The sequence below is a fragment of the Arthrobacter sp. efr-133-R2A-63 genome, from assembly GCF_030209795.1.
GTDB lineage: Bacteria > Actinomycetota > Actinomycetes > Actinomycetales > Micrococcaceae > Arthrobacter > Arthrobacter bambusae_A.
The window spans coordinates 119,420-140,192 of record NZ_JARVRG010000013.1 but is presented as its reverse complement, the minus strand read 5'-3'; the positions used below and the strand labels follow the sequence as shown (position 1 = coordinate 140,192).

Annotated in this window: 22 protein-coding genes and 2 pseudogenes; 2 read left to right on the top strand and 22 right to left on the bottom strand. The window is 63.1% G+C overall.

The genetic code is table 11. The annotated features are described in order from the left end of the window. Nucleotides 1–338 precede the first annotated feature (338 nt). Nucleotides 339–1,565 carry a DNA-processing protein DprA gene (gene dprA / locus QRN45_RS07225; protein ID WP_284762825.1) on the bottom strand — a complete coding sequence of 409 codons (1,227 nt, stop codon included), beginning with the start codon at nucleotides 1,563–1,565 and terminating at the stop codon, nucleotides 339–341. Between the two features lie 11 nt (nucleotides 1,566–1,576). Then, a pseudogene (locus tag QRN45_RS07220) lies at nucleotides 1,577–2,881 on the bottom strand (YifB family Mg chelatase-like AAA ATPase); the annotation flags it as partial. 82 nt (nucleotides 2,882–2,963) lie between these two features. On the opposite strand from QRN45_RS07220, the gene QRN45_RS07215 reads away from it, so the two are divergent. Together QRN45_RS07215 and QRN45_RS07210 are read left to right on the top strand one after the other, a co-directional pair. Beyond that, nucleotides 2,964–3,347: a hypothetical protein gene (locus QRN45_RS07215; RefSeq protein ID WP_284762824.1), complete on the top strand. Its 384-nt coding sequence runs from the start codon at nucleotides 2,964–2,966 to the stop codon at nucleotides 3,345–3,347. Nucleotides 3,348–3,352: 5 nt separating this feature from the next. After that, complete coding sequence (locus QRN45_RS07210; RefSeq protein ID WP_284762823.1) at nucleotides 3,353–3,580, top strand: hypothetical protein; 228 nt, start codon at nucleotides 3,353–3,355, stop codon at nucleotides 3,578–3,580. Nucleotides 3,581–4,568: 988 nt separating this feature from the next. Here the strand turns inward: QRN45_RS07210 and QRN45_RS07205 are convergent. The 20 genes and pseudogenes from QRN45_RS07205 to QRN45_RS07110 all read right to left on the bottom strand — a co-directional run bounded on the left by QRN45_RS07205 (nucleotide 4,569) and on the right by QRN45_RS07110 (nucleotide 20,764). Beyond that, a complete protein-coding gene (locus QRN45_RS07205; protein WP_284762822.1) occupies nucleotides 4,569–6,107 on the bottom strand; it encodes a phage major capsid protein in 1,539 nt (512 codons plus the stop codon). A gap of 225 nt (nucleotides 6,108–6,332) precedes the next feature. After that, complete coding sequence (locus QRN45_RS07200; RefSeq protein ID WP_284762821.1) at nucleotides 6,333–6,503, bottom strand: hypothetical protein; 171 nt, start codon at nucleotides 6,501–6,503, stop codon at nucleotides 6,333–6,335. Nucleotides 6,504–7,191: 688 nt separating this feature from the next. After that, complete coding sequence (locus QRN45_RS07195) at nucleotides 7,192–7,587, bottom strand: hypothetical protein (protein ID WP_284762820.1); 396 nt, start codon at nucleotides 7,585–7,587, stop codon at nucleotides 7,192–7,194. A gap of 160 nt (nucleotides 7,588–7,747) precedes the next feature. Next, a complete protein-coding gene (locus QRN45_RS07190) occupies nucleotides 7,748–9,664 on the bottom strand; it encodes an AAA family ATPase (RefSeq protein WP_284762819.1) in 1,917 nt (638 codons plus the stop codon). A 32-nt stretch (nucleotides 9,665–9,696) separates the two neighbouring features. Further along, a complete protein-coding gene (locus QRN45_RS07185; protein ID WP_284762818.1) occupies nucleotides 9,697–9,930 on the bottom strand; it encodes a hypothetical protein in 234 nt (77 codons plus the stop codon). Nucleotides 9,931–10,093: 163 nt separating this feature from the next. After that, the gene (locus QRN45_RS07180) at nucleotides 10,094–11,536 is read right to left on the bottom strand and encodes a recombinase family protein (protein ID WP_284762817.1); all 1,443 of its coding nucleotides are present in this window, start codon (nucleotides 11,534–11,536) and stop codon (nucleotides 10,094–10,096) included. 19 nt (nucleotides 11,537–11,555) lie between these two features. Next, nucleotides 11,556–11,807 (bottom strand): annotated as a pseudogene (locus tag QRN45_RS07175) (magnesium chelatase domain-containing protein); the annotation flags it as partial. Then, nucleotides 11,808–12,164 (bottom strand): YraN family protein, encoded by a 357-nt coding sequence (locus QRN45_RS07170; RefSeq protein WP_264636536.1) that lies wholly within the window; start codon nucleotides 12,162–12,164, stop codon nucleotides 11,808–11,810. A 128-nt stretch (nucleotides 12,165–12,292) separates the two neighbouring features. Next, on the bottom strand, nucleotides 12,293–12,637 hold the full coding sequence (locus QRN45_RS07165) for a DUF2469 domain-containing protein (RefSeq protein WP_241707503.1): 345 nt from the start codon (nucleotides 12,635–12,637) through the stop codon (nucleotides 12,293–12,295). 78 nt (nucleotides 12,638–12,715) lie between these two features. Beyond that, entirely contained in the window at nucleotides 12,716–13,450 is a 735-nt protein-coding gene (gene rnhB, locus QRN45_RS07160; protein WP_284762816.1) for a ribonuclease HII, read from the bottom strand. Beyond that, on the bottom strand, nucleotides 13,447–14,394 hold the full coding sequence (gene lepB, locus QRN45_RS07155; protein ID WP_284762815.1) for a signal peptidase I: 948 nt from the start codon (nucleotides 14,392–14,394) through the stop codon (nucleotides 13,447–13,449). The genes rnhB and lepB (QRN45_RS07155) overlap by 4 nt, the downstream gene beginning before the upstream one ends. Beyond that, nucleotides 14,395–15,072 carry a signal peptidase I gene (lepB, locus tag QRN45_RS07150; RefSeq protein ID WP_264636539.1) on the bottom strand — a complete coding sequence of 226 codons (678 nt, stop codon included), beginning with the start codon at nucleotides 15,070–15,072 and terminating at the stop codon, nucleotides 14,395–14,397. A 78-nt stretch (nucleotides 15,073–15,150) separates the two neighbouring features. Then, nucleotides 15,151–15,510, bottom strand: a complete 360-nt coding sequence (gene rplS, locus QRN45_RS07145; RefSeq protein WP_059387674.1) for a 50S ribosomal protein L19 — start codon at nucleotides 15,508–15,510, stop codon at nucleotides 15,151–15,153. Nucleotides 15,511–15,799: 289 nt separating this feature from the next. Next, the gene (trmD, locus tag QRN45_RS07140; RefSeq protein ID WP_284762812.1) at nucleotides 15,800–16,645 is read right to left on the bottom strand and encodes a tRNA (guanosine(37)-N1)-methyltransferase TrmD; all 846 of its coding nucleotides are present in this window, start codon (nucleotides 16,643–16,645) and stop codon (nucleotides 15,800–15,802) included. Then, complete coding sequence (gene rimM, locus QRN45_RS07135) at nucleotides 16,646–17,209, bottom strand: ribosome maturation factor RimM (protein ID WP_241707498.1); 564 nt, start codon at nucleotides 17,207–17,209, stop codon at nucleotides 16,646–16,648. It lies immediately after the preceding gene. 126 nt (nucleotides 17,210–17,335) lie between these two features. Continuing rightward, entirely contained in the window at nucleotides 17,336–17,578 is a 243-nt protein-coding gene (locus QRN45_RS07130; protein ID WP_028267532.1) for an RNA-binding protein, read from the bottom strand. 1 nt (nucleotide 17,579) lies between these two features. Then, on the bottom strand, nucleotides 17,580–18,002 hold the full coding sequence (rpsP, locus tag QRN45_RS07125) for a 30S ribosomal protein S16 (RefSeq protein WP_059387673.1): 423 nt from the start codon (nucleotides 18,000–18,002) through the stop codon (nucleotides 17,580–17,582). Between the two features lie 196 nt (nucleotides 18,003–18,198). Next, nucleotides 18,199–18,642, bottom strand: a complete 444-nt coding sequence (locus QRN45_RS07120) for a hypothetical protein (protein ID WP_284762811.1) — start codon at nucleotides 18,640–18,642, stop codon at nucleotides 18,199–18,201. A 70-nt stretch (nucleotides 18,643–18,712) separates the two neighbouring features. Then, on the bottom strand, nucleotides 18,713–19,591 hold the full coding sequence (locus QRN45_RS07115) for a VOC family protein (RefSeq protein WP_284762810.1): 879 nt from the start codon (nucleotides 19,589–19,591) through the stop codon (nucleotides 18,713–18,715). A 78-nt stretch (nucleotides 19,592–19,669) separates the two neighbouring features. Beyond that, nucleotides 19,670–20,764, bottom strand: coding sequence for an amidohydrolase family protein (locus QRN45_RS07110; RefSeq protein WP_284762808.1), 1,095 nt, complete (start codon nucleotides 20,762–20,764; stop codon nucleotides 19,670–19,672). Between the last annotated feature and the right edge of the window lie 9 nt (nucleotides 20,765–20,773).

Sequence of the window (20,773 nt, the reverse complement as noted above, 5' to 3'; positions counted from 1 at the left end):
GTTGACCGATGGACTTGTAAATCCTGTAGTACTGCCACACGAGCAACCCCTGCCAGACCGCGAAAAGAACCCAAAGCCAAACCGGGCCAGGGCCGCCTTGGACGAACAGGACCGCTCCCACGATCAGAAGGGGCCGATTTGCTGTCCAATCACGAACCTCGCGGGCTGCGCCCTTGACTTCGTAGTCACTTCGGCTCCTTTGCTGAAACGATGGAAGGACGGTCCCCCATATCGCCCCTAGAGACTAGGCCAACTTTCAGTTAACTAATAGTCGACTGTCGATTAAGTTGCGAATTTGAGACCCCGAACCAAGCTCAGCCTGCCATCCGGTCCCAAAATCAGCCCTGCTTACCCGACCTCTTCCAGGCCCCGCTCACTGATACCGCCAAACCCAACAGCCCAAGGCGTCCAAGACCGGCCCTGACGGACTCGGGGCTAAGTCCCGCAACGACCGCGAGCTTCTCCACCGAGCTCGTCGAGCGGACCGGCAACGCGTCGAGCAGAATCAGGTCCTCGAGGGTGAGCCCGTCGTGGTCTGAGGCCGCCGTTTCCTTGTCCCCGACGAGCCCCTCACCGCTCGACCCCGCCAGTTCAGCGATCTCTCCGACGTCCGTGACGCAAACAGCTCCGCCATCCCGGAGGAGCCGATGGCAGCCCGCAGAGTTGGCGCTGTGAATGGACCCCGGGACCGCGGCGACCGCCCTGCCAATGGATTCAGCATGATGAGCTGTATTCAAGGCACCCGAACGCCATCGCGCTTCGACCACCACGGTCACGGCTGCCAAGGCGGCGATAATCCTGTTCCGCTGAAGGAACCTATAGCGGGTGGGCGCCGAGCCGGGGGGAACCTCCGCGATGACCGCACCTTGGTTTGCCACGGCACGCAAGAGATCCTCGTTTCCGGATGGATAGTATCGATCCACTCCCCCGGCCATCACCGCGATCGTCGGCATGTCGTTTGTGCCCCCGGCCAAAGCCCCGCGGTGCGCATGCGCGTCGATGCCGTAGGCCCCTCCGGAAACAACCGTGCAGCCGCGCTGGCCGAGCCCATAAGCGAAATCACCCGTTACGGAGGCCCCGTAGCTTGTGCTGTCACGTGAGCCGACAAGGGCCACGACCCGACGAACGGGTGGGAACTCCAATTCGTGTCCTCGCCACCACAAGCACAACGGCTCATGAAGGCCCAGGTCTGCCAACTGCGCGGGCCACATCGGGTCGCCGGGGATGATCATGCGACCACCCAGGCGTTGCATGGTGGCAAGGTCGCGTTCCGGAGCAAGGTCCGGGATCCGTGGCGCCCATCGTCGCAGGGCAGCGGCCAAGCCGGCCGCGGCAGAAGAAACCCCGCTCTCACCCAACACGGAAGCCACTTCCTGCTCAAGCGCGGGCCCGGGCTTGAGCTCGCCGCTCGCTATCTTGAGACCGTCGACGGCCCCCGCCGCCTGCACCAGCGCGAGCCCTGCCGCATCTTGCGGTTCCATCAGCCGCGACAGCGCTGCCCGGGCAAGTCGCTCCCGGCTTCGGTCCGGAGCGTCAGCGGTTAGCTGCTGGCCGTGCGCATTCATGGTGTGTCCTTTCATGCGGCCGCGACCGCCTGCCGCAAGCCGAGGGCCTGTCCTATGTCGTCACTGTGGGGCTGGTCCCTGTGGCCCAGATCAGCAAGGGTCCACGCGAGACGCAGGACGCGGTCGTAGCCTCTGGCCGTGAGGATTCCGCGTTCCAGGGAAGTATCCAGAATCTTCGTGGTCGCGGAGGGGAGGCGCAGTTCGCCGCGCAGTACCCGCCCGGGAACCTGCGAATTGGTTTCCATCCCGAAACTCTCTAGCCGTTCCCGTTGCCGCGACCGGGCGGCATGGACCCTCCCGGCGACAGTAGCCGTGTCCTCCTCCGCGCCGGACTGCCCAAAGTCCGCGAGGGACACCCGTTCCACCTTGAGCTGGATGTCCACCCTGTCCAGCAACGGCCCGGACATGCGCCCGAAGTAGCGGCGCCGCATCACCGGGGTACAGGTGCAATCGACTCCCTTGCCGGTGGCCTTCCCGCAAGGGCAAGGATTCGCAGCCAGGACCAGCTGGAAACGGGCCGGATACGCGGCGGTACCGGCGGAACGATGGATGACCAGCTCTCCGCTTTCCAGGGGCTGCCGCAGGGCGTCCAGGACCCGGCGTTCATACTCCGGAGCCTCGTCAAGGAACAACACACCGCGGTGCGCCCGTGATGCCGCCCCGGGCCGCGGCAGGCCGGAACCACCGCCGATGATTGCTGCCGCGGTGGCGCTGTGATGGGGATTCTCAAAGGGCGGCCGCCGTAACAGCTGTACCGAATCGACATGCACAGCCGAAAGCGAATGGATCGCCGTGACCTCCATGGCTTCCCGGTCCCCTAAATCCGGCAAGAGCCCCGGGAGCCGCTCGGCAAGCATCGTCTTGCCCGCGCCCGGCGGACCGCAAAGCAGCACATGATGTGCCCCGGCTGCGGCAACCTCCAAAGCACGGCGGGCATCGCCCTGCCCGGAGACATCACAAAGGTCCGGAACAACCCCGGCACCGGCATCCGCATCTCCTGCAACGTCGCCGTCGGCCGGGTCATAATCCAAGGCCAGGTCCTGCGGTTCGGCACCGAAATCAAAGGCAAGGCGCGCCAAGGTCTTGTAGCCGCGGACCACCGCGCCCGGAACCAACTCCGCCTCGGCGACGTTGGCGTGCGCCACCACGATCTCGGGGTGGCCTGCCTGAACAGCCGCCATGACTGCCGGCAGGATGCCGCGAACCGGCCTCAACCTGCCGTCCAGTCCCAACTCCGAGATGAAGACCGTGTCTTCGGTAGAACGGATATCACCAGCAGCGCGCAACACTGCCATGGTGATCGCGAGGGCAAAACCTAGCTAAGACGTTTCTACGGGAGTAGCGTTCAAGTCGTAGGACATCCTACGACCGAACCGCTCGAACCGAAGGAAGCTCGCCATGAAAACCGTTCACATCACCTGTTTTGACCCCGCTACTGCCGTCACGACCCAGCGCCCGAACATCCGCCGCGCCGATGCGCTGGGGGCCATCGAGAAGCTCGCCGGTAAAGCCGCGCGGGACGCGTTTTACGAGGCCGTTGTCGTCAAGGACCCGGAGCGGCGCGCACCCTACGTCTCCAAGGACGGCCTAGTCGTCGTGGTTTTCATGGAGCGCGAAGATCACCGGGACGTTTGGGTTCGCTCGGCCAAGGCCAGCGGCTCTACGGGAAATTCGCAGAAGCGGGTACGCTGCGCCGTCTGTGGCAAGGAGTCGAACCTCGGCGGAATGGCGCTACACGCTAAGAATTCCGGGCACGTCGGCCACGAAGACGTCGAGGCGTGATCACCATGGCACAGAACCTGTCAATCGAGGACGTGGAACGCGAAGTTCGTACCGTTTTTGCCCAGTACGATCAGGACCGGGACGCTGGTTACGGTTTCTGCCAAGCTCGTAATGGTGTGGCCGTTTGTGATCGTTTTATCGGTCATAACGGACCCCATGCGTGGCTTTCTGGCGTGATTTTCGACCGTGTGCTCAACTACTGGCGCTCAACGCGGCTGGTGACCTGGAGGTAGTTCATCCCGGAAAGAGGCCCTTTACGTCCCCCGGTACTTAGTACCGGGGGACGACTGCTGCGCCCTGTGCGGACGGCAGGGGCGTCTTCTGGGACGATTTACCACGCCCTGTAGCGCTCAGCGCCGACCGGTGTCTGCCCTTTACGGTAGAACCCTTTCCAGCCACCCGACACAGATGCTAGCTGCCTCGACGGCGCGGCCACGGTCGGTCCCCTACCGTGGGATGAGGCCTTCGACGTGGCTATGACTCCGCACGCGGGGCACTCGTAAACAGCGTATGCGCAGTTCTTCGGCTGCGGCGTTATGAGTACCGGCTCCACGGTGCAGTTATGGTGCATGTGCGTAGGGATCATGACGGGCATGACCCGCTCTGGCGCGGGTGCTGGCTCGTCGTCGATGACTTGAGAGATCATGCTGCATTCCGGGCACTGCTGGTAGGCAGGATGCTCCTCCATCGGTACCGGATCCTGAAAACGGGTGCACTCCGGCGCGTGCTTCTCACGCACATGCTCGGCGACGGGGATATCCTCCCAGCTAGGCTCACGCGGTGGAAACGCTGGCATTTTTACCTCCATAGAAATTTTATTCGGGGGTCGAAGCGATTCGGGGCGATTCGGGGCGATTTTTGCAAAAATCTCAAAATTTCTGAGGGGCGGGGTCTACGCTACCCCTGGGAACATGCCACAGCCACACAGCGCTGGCGATTTTGCCCTACCCTCCCCCGCCGTCACACCACGTCGTCCCAGCAGTCGCTGTGGCGTCGGTAAAAATGCCCGGCAGGGTCGGCCTGAGGTACCGGTAGCCTGGTCGGCCACGGCGGGCCGCAGGGCGATGATGGGAGTTAGGAGAGCCATCATCGCCCTGCTGAGGTGGTGTTCAGCGGCACCACCGTAGGCGAGGCAGCCGGGAACAGGAGAGCCGACCGCTTCGCCGTCTAAGGCGAGCGTATGGTGCTGCTTCAAGGGGACACCATACGCTCGCCGGTCTATCAGGCTATGCCCGTGATGATCAGCCCGGCACTCGGTCGTGCAACTGCGAGTGCGAGACGCTCGTCGGCGCGGATCGCCACCTTGCCCGACGTGAAATTGTTGCCGTCGCTGTTGGACATGGAAAGTGTCACGCCTTCCCTGACGTATGCGACGCCGATGAGTTCGGTGTTCATGAGCAGTCCTGTGCCTTGCGGAATCTGGGTGGTGGTCGCAACGGTGATTCCCCAGATATCGTTCACGGCAGTTTGCCCGGGATCGCCCAGAACGTAGACGCCTTGAGTCGTCTTGATCCGGCGAATCAGTGACCAGTCGTTCGGGTGAAGCACGATAACGTCGGGTTCGCAGTACGACGGTCCATTCCGGAGGTCGGCCACGCTCTGCTCGATCGTATCGATCATGGCGCCAGCCGAGGGATTGGCCCGAGTCAACAGACCCGGCGTCTGGAGCAGACCCTTGAGGTTCGGGGCCGATCCGTTGCCGTTCAACAGCTGGAAGTTCTCCTGATCGATGATCAGTCGCTGAAGCTCGGACTCGATGTACTGAGCGAAGGACGAGAAGTCCTTGAGCAGTTCGTCCGTTGTGGTCGTGAACACGCCGACTTTTTGAGCCGTCGCCACGAGGGTGGAAGTGTTGAAAATCGCCTCGACATATGTTCCACCGGGGCTGAGCATCCCCGCTGTTCCTGTGCCATTGATCGTTGGGGGCACCGCAGTTCCCGGAGCCGTAGCGCCAGTGTCCGTGTAGCTGGTCGGGGTCGATGTCAGCGTTGCGAGGAGCGTTTCCGTTCCCGTCGCGCCGTTGACCGCAGTACGGTAGATCTTCGTGCCCGTCGCGCCCGACGGAGCAGCGCCGATAGTGAACGATGCAGTCGAGGTTGAGCCTGTGGTGACCTGCGATACCTCGTTGCTGGCTACCGTCTCACCAGTGGCCGAGGTATAGGTCGCAACGTACTTGTACGTTCCAGCGAGCAAGAAGCCACCGGTCGTGGCCGTGGTCGGCGAAGACAGCACCGGAGCAGCGAAGGCGTTCGACGCGATGCTGGTCGAAGTGTGCTGAATGTACTCGACCGAGGGTGAACTCATCGACGTTGTCTGAAGCAGTGCGAGAAGTCGCGTCGGCTCGTGGATTTTCTGGACGAGGCCGATGTACGCCGGAGGCAGCTGTCCGTCCGTAACGGTCGACGCAGCTGCATCTTTCAAACCCAGTTCAGCAGCGAAGCCCGCGTGGGACTTGAGCCGCGCGAATGCCTCTCGGGCTACCTCGGTGCTCAGGTTCAGCTTCGGGACTGCCTTGCCGCGCCGTGGGGCGTCGGGGTCTACGCTAGCTCCGCCGTCGCCTGAGACGTCCCCGCTCATGGCGCCGTAGATGCCCTTGGCCCGCACCCGGACGGCGTTGACGGCGATGACGTTTTCCTGAGTTTTGATAAGCCGGTCGAGTGCCGCTTTCTTCTCTACGTTCGTGAGAGAAGGGTCACCGACGATGCTGTCCGCCTTGCTGGAAAGGTCCTTCAATTGCTGCTGGAAATTGGTGATGCTCATGATTTGTTGCCCCTTGGACGTGGTGTGTATCTGGTGTCCGTACTTCGGGGTCAATCAGCGAAATATGAGCGGATGGTCCTAGAGCGGCAGCGGGGCGGCAGACTAGCTGCGGCTGGTGCGGCCTAGGGCGAACGGCTCTCAATGGTTGCGACTAACCGAACTACCAGCCGCATCTTCGAGGCCGATATGTAGCTCAGTTTACGGTGAAACGTTTCACCAAGGTAACTAATCGTCGTGCATGGGGCATTCCGGTTCGTGCGTGAAGCCCAGGCATCGAGCGCCAAAGGAGTTGACCGCGATTACCTCCCGTGTAGGTGTGCAGAATTCGCAGTCCTCGCCGACGACAAGCTCGATTGCCCTGTCTGCGTCTGTTGGTTCCGTTGGTTCGTTGTCCATGATTTTCCTTCCGTTATGATTCGTCCGTGTGGTCGGCACACAGCGCTCGGTCATGATCCGAGCCATAGTCATACCGACTCATCGCTGTTCGTTCCGTCTGGACAAAACAGCTCATTTTTTCGTATACGTCCGTTTACCGCTGCGTAACCACGTCACTCCTCGTCCTCGGGCGGGAGTGGTAGAGCAGCCAGCAGCGCTACGACCAGCCGACGCGCGTTGGCTAACGTCAGCGACGCACGCGTCACACCGTTGACCTGCACTGCCACGCCCGGTGTCGAGTTGAGACCCGAGGGGCTGGTGATCAAGATGGGCTGTGCGCCTACGGTCGCTGCGGATATGCGTGAATACTCGTGGGGCTGTGTCTGGATCACTTCTTGTCCTTCCTGGCCTTCATCGCCGCAGCCTTCGCCCGGACGATAGCGGCTCTCTGCGCGTTGGCAGTGGACAGCCTCTTACGCTGGATTCCTATGTCCTTACTCCATCTGGCCAATTTGGGTCCTTCCTTCCTTGTTCGCTGATTTTGGGCAGGTAGCGCCGTGATACACCGCTACCCAGAAACCGCCGCATACTCCTCGACGGATCGACATGGTAGGGACGCAGTCAGGGCACGGCTCGTCGAGTACTGCGTGCATCCTGTGTGCCATCCGTGGGCCGTCGGGGAAGAAGTGGAGGTCGATGCCTAGAGAGGTCATGCGTCCAACACCGTCCCGTTCTCGGCCATATGGTTGCGAATGAAGTCGGTCCAGTCGGTGAACTCCATCCACGTCTTATCCATCAGGTGGAGGGTCCAGTCGAGGATGTCCTCGGTTGTGCGAGCCTCGGCGACGTCAAACCGGTAGCTGCCCTTTTCTGGGTGAGGATCGCACTTGGTGTGCGTGGCGACCCATGCAGCAGGGTTGGGGAGTCCAAGTAGTTCCTTCAAAGTCCCCCCATATGGGTGGTCCTCCCTCCACGTCTGTTCCGCTTTCTCCAGCCGGTAGACATCCGCACCCGGGACGTCGACGTATCCAGCCCCATCCCGGATGGACTTCTTGCAGTAGTGGCACGTCCACACGTGCTTCCGCGTCCTTGTTTCTGTGCTCATTTTCTTGGTTCCTTTCATGATGAAAAACACCTAGATTGCGGGGATACCAATCGGTATTGATCGGTATTGATCGGTATTCGATACCGATGGATACGGGTAACCAATCGGTATTGATCGGTATCCCCCCCTTTAGGGGGATACCTCAATACCGATACCCCGCTCATTCGTCGCCCCGGTATGGGTTGAGAGAGTTGAGGTCAGATTTCCTACCGACTTTGACCTCGTTGACATATTCGTGCTCTACGAGCCAGTCGATGGCTTTCCGGACGACGGCTCGGTCTTTATGGACCGCCTCGCAGAGACCGGTGTACGTCATGGATTTCCCTGCGTCCTCCAGAGCGCGCGAGATTTTCTCCCGCAGGCTAGCGAACGCATCGAGTACTGCACGCTCGGGCTTTGGTACAGGCGCAGAAAGGGTGAACGTCACCCGTCCAGGCTTCGTGGAATCAAACACCGCGACGGCCACGGCCTCGGTTCGGTCCCCTCGTCGGGAGTTAGGGTCAGCCTGCTCACGGACTTTCCCGTGGCGGTCCTTGCCCACACGAATGGACAGTCGACCCATCCGTCCGGGCGCAAGCAGGTCGATCACTTCCACCGTGAAGGCCGCGCCTGTCACAGATGAAAGCTTGGCCTGTGCACCAATCGCGAACCTGCCCCGTCCATCCGTCGACTTTGTGACATGGTCGAGCAGCAGCACGGCGGCTCCGGTCTGGACGGCGATCTTCCGTGGGAAGGCGCGAATCCACTTGGCTACCTCGTCGTTGTCGATGCTCTTGACACCGAACACCGCGCACGCCTCGGTGACGCCGTCGATGACGGCGAACACGTACGGCTGTGCGAGAAGCCGCTTCCACGCTGCTTTGTCCGGTTTAGTGTCCGGGTTCATGTAGTGCAGGTTGACGCGGATTTGCTCAGGTGGCGCACCGAGGGCGAGTAGACGTGACACGACGGTCTCTTTGTCGGCCTCGAAGTCGATGAACAGGCACAGGCCACCGGCTTTGAGTTGCAGAGCGGTCTCTGCCAGCGCCAGCCACGACTTGCCTGACTCAGGTTCCCCGGACAGGGAATGGGTCTTGCCGGGATAGAGGAGACCCTGCCCGTCGGCGCGGAGTAGTAAAGACGGAACAGGTCCGAGCGCGGCAGTACCGTCGAGGATCGCCCCGAGGTCCGCAGGATCCCATTCCCCCGACTCAGGTTCATCCCCCTCGGGCAGCGGCTCCGCGAAGTCGTGTTCGGGTGACCATCCCTGCGCCCATGGCGGAAGGCCAAGCACTTCGAGGATGTGCTCTTCCGTGCATCCCGCCTCGCCGAAGTCCTCCATCCAGACGCGCTGCGCGCTCTCATCCCATCCGTGGTGAAGCGACGGCGTCCGATCGGCGTGGCCGGGGCACTGGGCGAAGTCACCCCTGACGGTCTTCCCTGCGGCATCGAGCGCTGCGCGGAAGCGGTCGAGCGGATGCTGCTCTTCGCTGTCGGGCAGAATGTCCTCCAGCGTGGCTACCGGACCGTCCACTTCGAAGTAGTCGTGGTGTCCGTTCTTCGCGCTGGGCCTGAACATGAAGCGCGAGGGCTGCGAACAAGTATGGTCGAACTGCTCCCAGCCAAGCTTCTCCATCACCGCATTACTCGCCGCAGTGAATTGCTCGGCGTTGACCACCGGCTTGTCCAGCGGGATGATGACTCGCCAGTGCGGGTTCTCGGGAGTGTGGCTGAAGGTAGTGTGGGCGACGGCCTTGAAACCTAGCGCCTCGACCCTCTCCCGGAAGTCCTGGTCCGCGTGGTCAGCGTCAAGGGTAAGCGCCCACCGGGACAGTACAGTCTCTTTGGTACGCTGCGTTCCCTCGAACGTGCCCGCTACGTAACCGCCACATTCCTTGTGGTTGGCGAAGTGGTCGAGGTCCAGCCACTCGATGAAGCCTTCCCATCCAACGACCGTCGTGGCCTTCCATACGCGACTATTGACGGAGCCTGCAGTAAAGAGCGAGCGCTCTTTGTCGGGAGTAGCCTTGTCAGTAGCGATAGGGCTACCCGTAGTCAGGTCTCCGTCGCCCCTCCTGTTGGCCCCGATGGAATTCATCTCCCCGTCGGGGCCATCCCCTTGCCCCGACATCAGGCACCGTCCGGAAGCAGGAGGATCGCGGCGACTGCATCGACCTTTTCCTGAGTAATCGGCGGAGCCGCGTCGACGATTTCCTTGAGGCGGGCCTTGTGGATGCGGTTGGTCTCTAGGAGACGCCGCGCGGCCTCGACCTTCTCTGGATCACTCTTGCTGTAGTACCGACCGGCGCGGGCGAGTTCAGCACGCGCTGCTCGGATCGCTGGATCGCGGGGGACTGGTGACATGACAGAACCTTCCGAAAAGCCCCTTTCGGTTCTTACGGTTCTGTCGGTTTGTAGGGGGTGGGCCTCGTTGTTGAGGTCCCTTGGTAATTACCTAAAGGTTATTCCTCAAAAGCGACGCGTAGTAACTAAATAAGGAACTATCTTCTACGCGGTTAGACAGCAGTTACTTCCAGTCCACGTCAATAAAATTCGGGTCAAAATACGGCGTTCCCGGTACATGCCCGGCTGGCCGTCCACGCCGCGCTGGCTGGATAGTCACGACGGCGAGCGCGTCGATAATGGCCCGCTGGCGGTCCAGGTCCGCGTCGAGGAACTGCTGCCCGGGGTCGGCGGCTGCTAGCGTCTCGGCCAGTACGTCGCCGGTGGTCAGTGCGGCTAGCTGCTGCTCTGCGTCCTTGATCAGCCCATCGAGTCGGAGCGTCGTCGCCTTGACCTGCTGCCCGTCAAGAAGGCCGAGAGCGTAGTCGTCCGGTAGCTGGATCAGCCGCTCACGGTAGCCTCGAAGGTCCGCCCGCAGCTTCTCCACGTCCTTCCGGCGTGGAACGCTCACGGTCATCCTCGCCCGCAGGGCTGGGGCTTCTCGGCGGAGGTAGGCCGCGATGACCTCCAGTACGAAGGCGTCCGTGTAGATCATGTCGCGGTTGACGTGCCCACCTGCGGACTTGCAGCGATAGACGAGCCGTCGCGTCCTGCCCCCTCCGCTCGTCGTGGCTCCACGAACCACTCCCCCGCAGCCCGGTGTTCCACAGCGGAAAAGGCCGGAGCCGAGCCAGCGCCTCTCGCTTCCGTTCTGCGTCCTCCGCGCGGGGTCAGTGAGAATACCCCGGAGCGCGAGCCATTTATCCTCCGGGATGACGGCGGGCCACTGGGCGTGGCCGGTGATCTCGCCCTTGACCTCCATCAACCCCGCGTTACGCGGACGTAGCAGGATGTTCCTCAGTGCGATGGAATCCATTGGTAGGCCCTTCTTGGACGCGGTCGTGAGGCCGGAAGCCTGGATGTCTCGGGCGACTGCGGAGAGGGAACGTCCAGCGATTATCGCGTCGGCCGCGCGCTCCAGCGCTTCGGCCTCGTCGGGGCGGACGGTCACGCCGTCGGCCTCGTAACCGAACGGACGCCGTCCGCCGCGCCACTCACCCTTTGTCACATTTTCGGCCTTCGCCCGCTGGACGCGCTCGGCGGTGCGCTCTGCCTCGGCTGCATCCCAAGCCGCTACAGTTCGGGCAGTAGCTCGCCCGTCCGCCGTCGCGAAGTTGGCCGTTCCCGAGACCACAGTGTGTATCGCTGTTCCGGCTGTCTCGTACAGGCGGATCAGATCTTCCCACTCGCTGGGCCGTCGCGTCAGGCGTGAGGCGGAGTACGCGATAATCGCCCCGTACTGGCCAGCCCTCGCTCCGTCGATCATCTCCTTGTAGATCGGGCGAGCCTTCTTGGACTTCGTGCTGGCTCCCGTGTCGCTCTCCACGAACACGCGGGCCACCTCGAAGCCGAGGCGCGCCGCTAGGTTACGGGCGTCCGCCTCCTGCCGCTGCACGCCTAGTTCCAGGCCCTCGCGGTCGCTGGAGATGCGGCAGTATATTGCTGCCCGGGGCTGCTGTTTTCCCATAAACGTATTTTACCGGTTTTGCCAGGTCGAACCCCGAGCCACGCTTCGGCAGCGAAGCCGGAATCAGGTTTGCGGTGATCTTTCGGCGACTCAGGGGGATGCCGGAATTCTGCGCCGCGGAACGAATGCGCTCCTTGGCCTCGTTCAGGGAAGCGTCCGGCAGTCCCAGGATCACGAAATTGGGGAGGGTCTGGCCGATATCTGCTTCGACCTCCACGATGTATCCGTTCAGGCCCAGCAGCGCCACGGAATAGCTTCGACCCACGCCCATCTAGCCCACGCCCCTGAGGTGTTCGAGCTTTGGCTCGCCCACGCCGTCGTCGATGATTCCCACGACATCCACCCGGCGGCGCGGGGCACGCAGTTCGTGATCACGGCACCAGGAAAGGCCCAGGCGATGGAGCCGGGCGAGTTTGGCTGCGTCAACCGCTTCGAAAGGATGCCCATAAGCCAGGTTCTTCCGGGTCTTGACCTCGGCGATCACCAGGGTGTCGCCGTCGAGCGCCACGATGTCGATCTCGCCCTCGGAGCACCTCCAATTGCGGTCCACGATTCGCATTCCCTGGGTTTCAAGGAAAGCTACGGCCAGCGCTTCACCGTGCCGGCCCAACAAGTCTTTGGCTTTCATGACCACCTCCGCTTCCAGCGTGGAGGCGCGGAGAATCCAAAGACAGGGGGCAGTTCGGCTATGTGGGAAACTCCGTCAGCCAGACGGTGTGGAGGAAGAGTGGGCGGGCCGTCCTGGTTGCCCAGGGCCTAGTGGCCCAGGTTGCCGAGATCCCCCAGGTCGCCGTCCTTCGGCAAGGAAAGTTCCTCGTTGCGCGGCAGTTCCTCGACGTTGACGTCCTTGAACGTAATGACCCGGACATTCTTCACGAATCGGGCCGAACGGTAGACGTCCCACACCCAGGCATCCTGGAGGGTCAAGTCGAAATAGACCTCGCCGTCGGCACTGCGGGCCTGCAGGTCAACGTGGTTTGCCAGATAGAACCGGCGTTCGGTCTCGACAACGTAGCTGAACAAACCAACGACGTCGCGGTATTCGCGGTAGAGCTGCAGCTCCATGTCGGTTTCGTAGTTCTCAAGATCCTCGGCACTCATAGATCCATCTTGCACCATAGAGCGGGCACACGCCGCCACGGCCCGGCCGACCCCGTGAAGGACGCGGAAAAGCGGGGGCTAGAGCAAGTTCCAGCTGGTCCGGTGGTAAGGCGTAGGACCCAATGATCTGAGCGCATCCCGGTGGAACGACGTGGCGTAGCCCTTGTTCTCGTTCCAGCCGAACGCCGGATATTCCTCGTGCAGCCCAAGCATGATGTGGTCGCGCGCTACCTTGGCAAGCACACTGGCGGCGGCGACGCTGAGGCAGGTCATGTCCGCCTTCACCCGGGTGTGGACCGGCGCCTCGCAAGCGGGTCCGGAGGGCTCCGCGTCAAACAACGAAGCTTGGCTCTGTGGCGATAGCCAGTTGTGGCTCCCATCCAGCAGGACCAGGTCCGGGTGGACGCCCGAGGCGAGAATTTCGAACCAGGCGCGTGTGCCGGCAAGGCGCAGGGCGCCCACAATTCCCAGCGCGTCGATCTCCGCCGAACTTGCGTGGCCCACCGCGGATCCAACCGCCCATTCCCGAACCAGCGGTTCCAACCGCTCGCGGTCCTCCGGTTTGAGGAGCTTGCTGTCGCGGACACCGGCGAGCAAGCCGTGGTCCGCGAGGTCAACGACGGCGATCCCCACCGACACCGGCCCGGCGAGGGCTCCACGGCCTACTTCATCGACACCCGCCAGAAGGGTGACCCCCGGAGCCAGGAAACCCCGTTCGACATCCAGGGTCGGAAATTCAGGAGCGTGCTTCGTCCGCGCGGCGGGTTTCCGCTGCGTTCGAACCGGAGTACCCGCTCCCGCCGGAACCATCATTTGCCCGCTGGAGCCGTGGGTGAAGCCGTGTTCTGGGGCGACGGCGCAGGGACGTTGCGGAAGACATCGGAGTGGTTGTCAAGGATCTGCCAACGGTTGATGGGCCACGCAATGACTGTCGCTTGGCCTTCGACGTCGGAGATGTCGATGAAACCACCGTTGACTGATTGGTGTTCGCGGGAGTCGGCGGAGTTGTTGCGGTTGTCGCCCATAACCCAAATTTTGCCCGCAGGGACCACCACATCGAAAGGCTTGGCCAGCGGAACCTGGGCAGGATTGATGTAGCTCTCGTTGAGGACCGTGCCGTTGACGCTGACGCGGGCGGAACTGTCGCAACAGGAGACCCTGTCCCCCGGCAGGCCGATCACGCGCTTGACGAGGTGTTGGTTTGTCTCGTCAGGGAGCAGCCCGACGAAGACAAGTCCGTCCTGGAACCACTTGAATGGCCCGGGCGCTGCCTTCTGCGTGGGCGGCAGCCATCCCTGCGTGTCCTTGAAGACCACGATGTCGCCGCGCTGCAGCGCGAAAGGTTGCGGGACCAGCAGATTTACGAAGATCCGGTCGTCCACGTCAAGGGTGTTGACCATGGACTCGGAAGGAATGAAGAAGGCCCGGAACAGGAAAGTCTTGATGAGGAAGGACAACACGATGGCGATGACCACCACGGTGCCGATTTCCCTAAGCCAGCCGAGGAATGGACTGCCGTGGCTTTTGCCGGCAGTTTCTGGCTGATCGCTATCGCCCGTGTCCGATCGCGAACCCCGTCGCGCAGCGCGGCGCGGAGACTCCTGCTCCTCGGAAGCGGCCGCGCTCGAGCCAGTCGCCCTGCCCGCCGCCGGATCGGCGTCGTCGGCTGCAAGATCCATCGCGGAAGCGGACGATCCGTCAAGGAGCCGGGCGTCGTCGTCGTGCCGTTCCGGCTTCCCGGGAGTTGTCTCGGGCATCTATTGTCCGTTCTTCGAGGTTGTACCGGCCTGCGCAGGGCGAGGCAGTTCTGCAAATCTATCAAGCGGCCAGACAATCCGGACCGGACGCCCGATGACACGCTCCAACGGCACCATCCCTCCGCCGGGTGCGCCCAGCAGCCCACGCGAATCGGCCGACCGTGAACGGTGGTCTCCCATGAGCCACAATCGGTCACTGGGGACTATGACATCGAATCTCTGCTCGCTCGGCGCGTCGCCGGGATACAGATAGGGTTCCTCAAGCGGCTGACCATTGACTGTGAGTTTGCCGCCGGCGCCACAACAAACAACGTGGTCTCCGGGGAGCCCGATGACGCGTTTGACGTATGTCGTGTCGCTTCCCGTCAGGCCCAGCCAATGGCCCGTGGCGGCCACGGCGTCGGCAAACGCTCCTTTGCCGCTGTTCAGCGGGGCAAAGGTTCCCCTGCCGTCGAAGACCACTATGTCTCCACGGCGGATAGGGTCCACGCCGAAATCGGTCCGGGACACAAGGATGCGGTCTCCGGTGCCCAGGATCGGCTCCATGGACTCGGAGGGGATGAAGTAGACGTCGAGCCACAAAGACCGGACAAGCCCGCTGATAGCCACGGCAAGGACAAATGCGAGCAAAACAAAACGCCAGCCCTGTTTCCGGGGCTGGCGTTTTGCGTGGTCCATGATTCGTTTCCTGTTGCGTTGCGGATTTCTCCGGCGCAGGCCGGACACGAATCCAGGACCCGCTGTTGGTCGAAAGACCTACTTGCCGGTGGCGAAGTCGCGCTTTTCCTTGATCTTCGCAGCCTTGCCGCGCAGTGCGCGCATGTAGTAGAGCTTGGCGCGGCGGACGTCACCCTTGGTGACGACCTCGATCTTCTCGATGATCGGGGAGTGAACCGGGAAGGTACGCTCCACGCCGACACCGAAGGAAACCTTGCGGACCGTGAAGGTTTCGCGAACGCCGTCACCCTGGCGGCCCAGGACGAAGCCCTGGAAGACCTGGACACGGGAGTTCTTGCCTTCGATGATGTTCACGTGAACCTTGATGGTGTCACCCGCGCGGAACTCGGGAACATCGTTACGCAGCGAAGCTGCATCTACGCTATCGAGGATATGCATTAATCCACTCCTGGTGAACGCCACAGGTCATCCACTTTGGGTCACGGCGGTCAAGCCCGGGGCGCAATACCGTCCGGAAATTACCGCCGAAGATTTTCAAAGTCCGGTACCACCACTGATTGGCGGTTCCGGGTTGTCAGGCTGTTGGTGACGCTCCCCCTGTGGCAGGTGCGAACCCAGTAGACACAAGGGTTAATTCTGCCACACCGCGGGAGTTCCGGCCAATCCCGCGAATGTGGCCCGGTTCCCGCGGGCGGCTGGCGGATGAGGCTGCCCGACGGCGGGAGGCTCAGGCCGGGAGTTCACTGTCCGGGCGGCGTCGCAGCCGGCCGTCGACGACGTCGTACCCGAGTTCGCCGAAAGCCGTGCGGTCCGCGCGCGTCAGGCGGCCGGCGTCGAACTCTGCGAGGAGGTCCGGGCGGCGTTCCGCCGTGCGGCGGAATTGTTCGTGGCGTCGCCACTGGGCAATCCTGCCGTGGTTGCCGCTCAAAAGGACGGCAGGCACGTCACGAGCGCGCCAGGACGAGGGCTTCGTGTAGACGGGGTACTCGAGCAAGCCGTCCGAATGGGATTCCTCCACCAACGATTCGGGATTGCCGACGACACCCGGAAGCAATCGTCCGATGGCCTCGACCATGGCCAGGACTGCCACCTCCCCGCCGTTGAGGACATAGTCGCCCAAGCTGACCGGACGGACGGTGAAGTGCCCTGCCGCCCATTCCATGACGCGCTCGTCAATGCCTTCATAGCGGCCGCAGGCGAAAACGAGCTGATCTTCCTCGGCAAGCTCATAGGCGAGGGCCTGGTTGAAGCGCTCCCCCGCGGGCGACGGGACAATCAGGACCGGCTTTTTCTTCGGTACGTCCGATGACGGCTCAGTTGCGGCAGTTCCGGCATCGGCACTTCGCGCGTCGGCGATGGATTCCAGGGCCTGGGCCCAGGGCTCGGGCTTCATGACCATGCCCGCGCCGCCACCGTACGGAGTGTCGTCCACCGTGCGATGCTTGTCCGTGGTGAAGGTCCTCAAGTCATGGACATTGAGCTCCAAGAGCCCATCCTGACGGGCCTTGCCTATGAGGGAAAGCTCGAGCGGCGCCAGGTACTCGGGAAAGATACTGACGACATCGATGCGCATCTACGCGTCATCCTTGGTGTCGGCATCGTCCTCTTCCGCGTCGCCGGCGGAAGCTTCGGTATTCAGTTCGAAGAGGCCCGGCGGCGGGGTGAGCAACACGTAGCCGTCCTCGATGTTGACCTCGGGCACGATTTCCTCGACGAAAGGCACCAGGATTTCCTTGCCGTCCGCGTCTTCAATGACCAGCAGGTCCTGGACCGGCATGGTGTTGAGTGCGGTCACTTTGCCTACGGCCTGCGAGCCGACCCGCACCTCAAGGCCGACGAGCTCATGCTCGTACCAGCCTTCGTCGTCGTCCTCTTCCAGCTCTTCCGTCTCGATGAACAGCTTCGCGCCGCGGATTTCCTCCGCCTGGTTGCGCGTGGAGATCTCTTCGAAACCGAGCAACAGGATGTCCTTGTTCCACCGGGCGCTGATGATGGTCAAGGGACCGGCCTTTGCGGGCTCCACCACGAATTCGGTCCCAGGGACGAAACGATCGCCGGGGGCGTCAGTGAGCACCTGGACGGTGACTTCGCCGCGGATTCCGTGGGGCTTGCCGATTCGGGCGACCTGGAGCTGCATGTGTTCCTCTGGTTTCTTCGCTGGGCCGACGTGGACCAGGACTGGGGATTTGCTCGTAAAACAAGCCGGCCCCTCCACCATAATCTGGTGAAGGGGCCGGATCTAAGACAAGTATTGCTGAGCGCGTTACCGGCGGCGGTCGGTGTCGACGACGTCGACCCTGACCTGCTCGCCGCCTGCCAGTGCCGCAATCACGGTGCGCAAAGCGCGTGCGGTGCGACCCTGGCGACCGATCACCCGTCCGAGGTCATCCTGGTGAACACGCACCTCGAGGGATTCCCCGCGGCGGTTGTTCTTGGCACTGACCTTGACGTCCTCAGGGCTGTCAACGATCCCGCGGACCAAGTGCTCGAGCGCTTCTGCCAGCAATTTACTCAGCCTCGGTGGTCTCTGCTTCAGCGTCAGCGGGAGCTTCAGTTGCTTCCGACTGCTTGGCCTTCTTGGTGATGGCTTCCGGGATGATGACGGAACCCTTCTCCGGTGCAACGAAAGCAGGCTTGGCGACCTTGGTCTTCAGCGTGCCTTCCTGGCCCGGGAGGCCCTTGAACTTCTGCCAGTCACCGGTGATCTTGAGGATCGCAGCGACCTGCTCGGTCGGCTGGGCGCCGACGGACAGCCAGTACTGTGCACGCTCGGAGACAACCTCGATGTACGAGGGCTCTTCGGTGGGGTGGTACTTGCCGATTTCTTCAATCGCACGGCCATCGCGCTTGGCGCGGGAGTCCATGACGACGATGCGGTAGTACGGTGCGCGCATCTTACCGAAGCGCTTAAGGCGAATCTTTACGGCCACTTTTGTGGTCACTCCTGTTTCTGAAACGGGGTTGAGCCCGTCGTTCTGCACCCGTGGGGCGGGCCATACTTGAGGGTTCCAAAGGACAAGATGCACACACGGAGAGAGGGGCCGCGCAGATCGAGTACCTGTCCATTGTGCCAGATGGCAGACAGTATTTCGAACGCGCGGTCCGTGCGGCGGGTTTAACGCGGCTCTACTGCTCGGCGGACCAGACGTAGAGGCCGGCACGTTCGGCCTTTTCGACGTCGCTCGCGAGCGCCGCCAATTGCTGGACGTACAGCCGGGACTGTTGGGCATCGAAGGGCATGTCCTCTTGGCCCGCCCAGCGTTCGGCGACGTCGTCGAGGATGCTTCCTTCTCCCTCGGTCTCGTAGCTGAGCAGCTCGGACAGGGCACGCACCATGGCTTCGGGGACGCCGAGCAAGGCGTCACTGGTGACGTCCACCAAAGCGAGCTCATAGTCGGCGCCAGCCGCATGCACGGCCGTGCCAGCGAGGTCGCCAAGTTGTTCTACTTCGAAATCGCTGATTCCGGGGATCCGGACCGCGGCGCCGGATACGTCACTGCCCTTCTCCAGGGCAGCGGCCCTCTTGAGTGCTTCATCGTGGGTGGCAACAAAGATTTCAGCAAAGCCCATGGAAACTACTCTCATTCATTCGTGGCGACGGAGCTGCGGCGCGGCGGCCGAAATGCGCCACACCGTCGGATCAAGCGTAGCGGACGGCGACGCGCAGCCGGTTGCGCCACGGGTCCTCGAAGCGCAGCTCCTGGCCGGTGTGGTGGGAGGCGATGCCGGCAACCTTGAGGCGGTCGGCGAGCGCGCCGACGTCGTCGCCTGACGGCACTTCAATGACCACCTCGCCGAGACCGAGCGTGTCCTTGCGCGGACCTGCGCCGCGGCTGTTCCAGACGTTCATGGCCATGTGGTGGTGGTAGCCCCCGGCGGAGACGAACAGTGCCTGCCCGTGCCAGCCGGCCGTCTGCTCGAAGCCCAAGGTGCCGACATAGAAGTCATGGGCGGTCTTGACGTCCCCCACTTGGAGGTGGACATGCCCGACGCCGGCGCCCGCCTCATGCTGGCCGGCCACCGCCGTTTCGCTCAGGTACTGCTGGAGGTAGCGCTGCGGCGGGAGCGGCAGGCTGTCCATGACGACCGAACCGCCGTTCCACTCCCACCCCTCGCGGGGCTTGTCGTAGTAGAGCTCGATTCCGTTGCCCTCGGGGTCGGTGAAGTAGAAGGCCTCGCTGACCAGGTGGTCTGCGCTGCCGACAAAAGCGTGGGGCTCGTACTGCGCTGCGGAGGCAACAGTTGCGGCGAGCGAGGACTGGTCCGCGAAGAGCAGAGCCGTGTGGAAGAGTCCGGCCTCTCCGCGGCCCGGGATCTGGAGCCCGGAGGCGGGAGCGAGGTGCACCAACGGCTTGCCGAGCCGGCCGAAGTAGAGTCCGCCGTCTTGCTCGGCGACGATGTCCAGGCCGAGCGCCCGTTGGTAGTAGTCGCCCATGAGCTTCATGTCCCCCACTTTGAGCATGACGGTGCCCATGGCGAGTTCGGCAGGAAGGAGATCCTGGCTGGAGGTGATGGTCATGTGTAACTCCCGGCTTTTTGCGGCGCCGCCCTTCGGCAACCTCTATACATCTAAATTACTTGAAGCTTCAATTTATTCCTAATGCCCGGCACTTCCGGAAAGGTGTCCCCGCAACACGGTGCATTGCGGCTTCAGCACCGCCTCAAGGGACGCGCGGGGATCGTTTGCGTAGAGCACGACGTCGGCACTGGCGCCTTCGCTGATGCCGTCGGCACCCAGCCACTCGCGGGCGGACCAGCAGGCCGCGTCGAGCGCGGCGGCCGGCGGCAGGCCCGCCTGGTGCAGTTCCAGGATCTCCTCGCCGATCCGGCCGTGCTTGATAACGCTGCCGGCGTCGGTTCCGGCATATACCCGCACTCCGGCGTCGAACGCCTCGAGGACGCGCTCATGCCGACGCTCCCAGAGCGCGATCATGTGGGCGGCGTAACGGGGGAACTTAGCTTCCGCCTGCTTCGCGATGTCCGGGAACGTCGCAATGTTGATGAGGGTGGGGACGATCGGTACGCCTTGGTCCAGCAGCCGGGGAATATGGTGCGGGAGGAGACCAGTCGCGTGCTCGATGCAGTCAATGCCGGCGTCGAGCATGTCGTCGATCGTCCCTTCGGCGAAGCAATGGGCGGTCACCCGGGCCCCCTCGTCGTGCGCCGCCGCGACGGCGTCCTTGACGATGGCCGCCGGAAAGGACGGCCCGAGATCCCCGGCGGAGCGGTCGATCCAGTCCCCGACGATCTTGACCCAGCCGTCTCCGGACCGTGCCTGCTTGCGCACCGCCTCCACCAGATCCTCCGGCTCGACTTCCTCGGCCAGGCCGGGAAGGTACCGCCGATGCCTCGCGATGTGCCTGCCTGCCCGGATGATCCTCGGCATGTCCGTCCGGCGCTGCAGCCAGCGCGTGTCGCTCGCGGAACCGGCGTCGCGGATCAAGAGAGTCCCGGCATTCCGGTCCGCAGTCGCCTGCAAGCGGGCAGTCTCCTCGTCGACGGCTCCGCCCTTGCCCAAGCCAACATGGCAATGCGCGTCGACCAAGCCGGGCAGCACCCATCCGTCCAGCACGACGTCCGGCTTCGCGAGGGGTCGGACAAAGGTCAGCCGTCCGTCGACCGACCAGAGGCCGCGCACATCCTCGTCCGGCCCGCTGAGGACGGTGCCGCTGAATTCGATGATTTCCGCCATGAATCCACC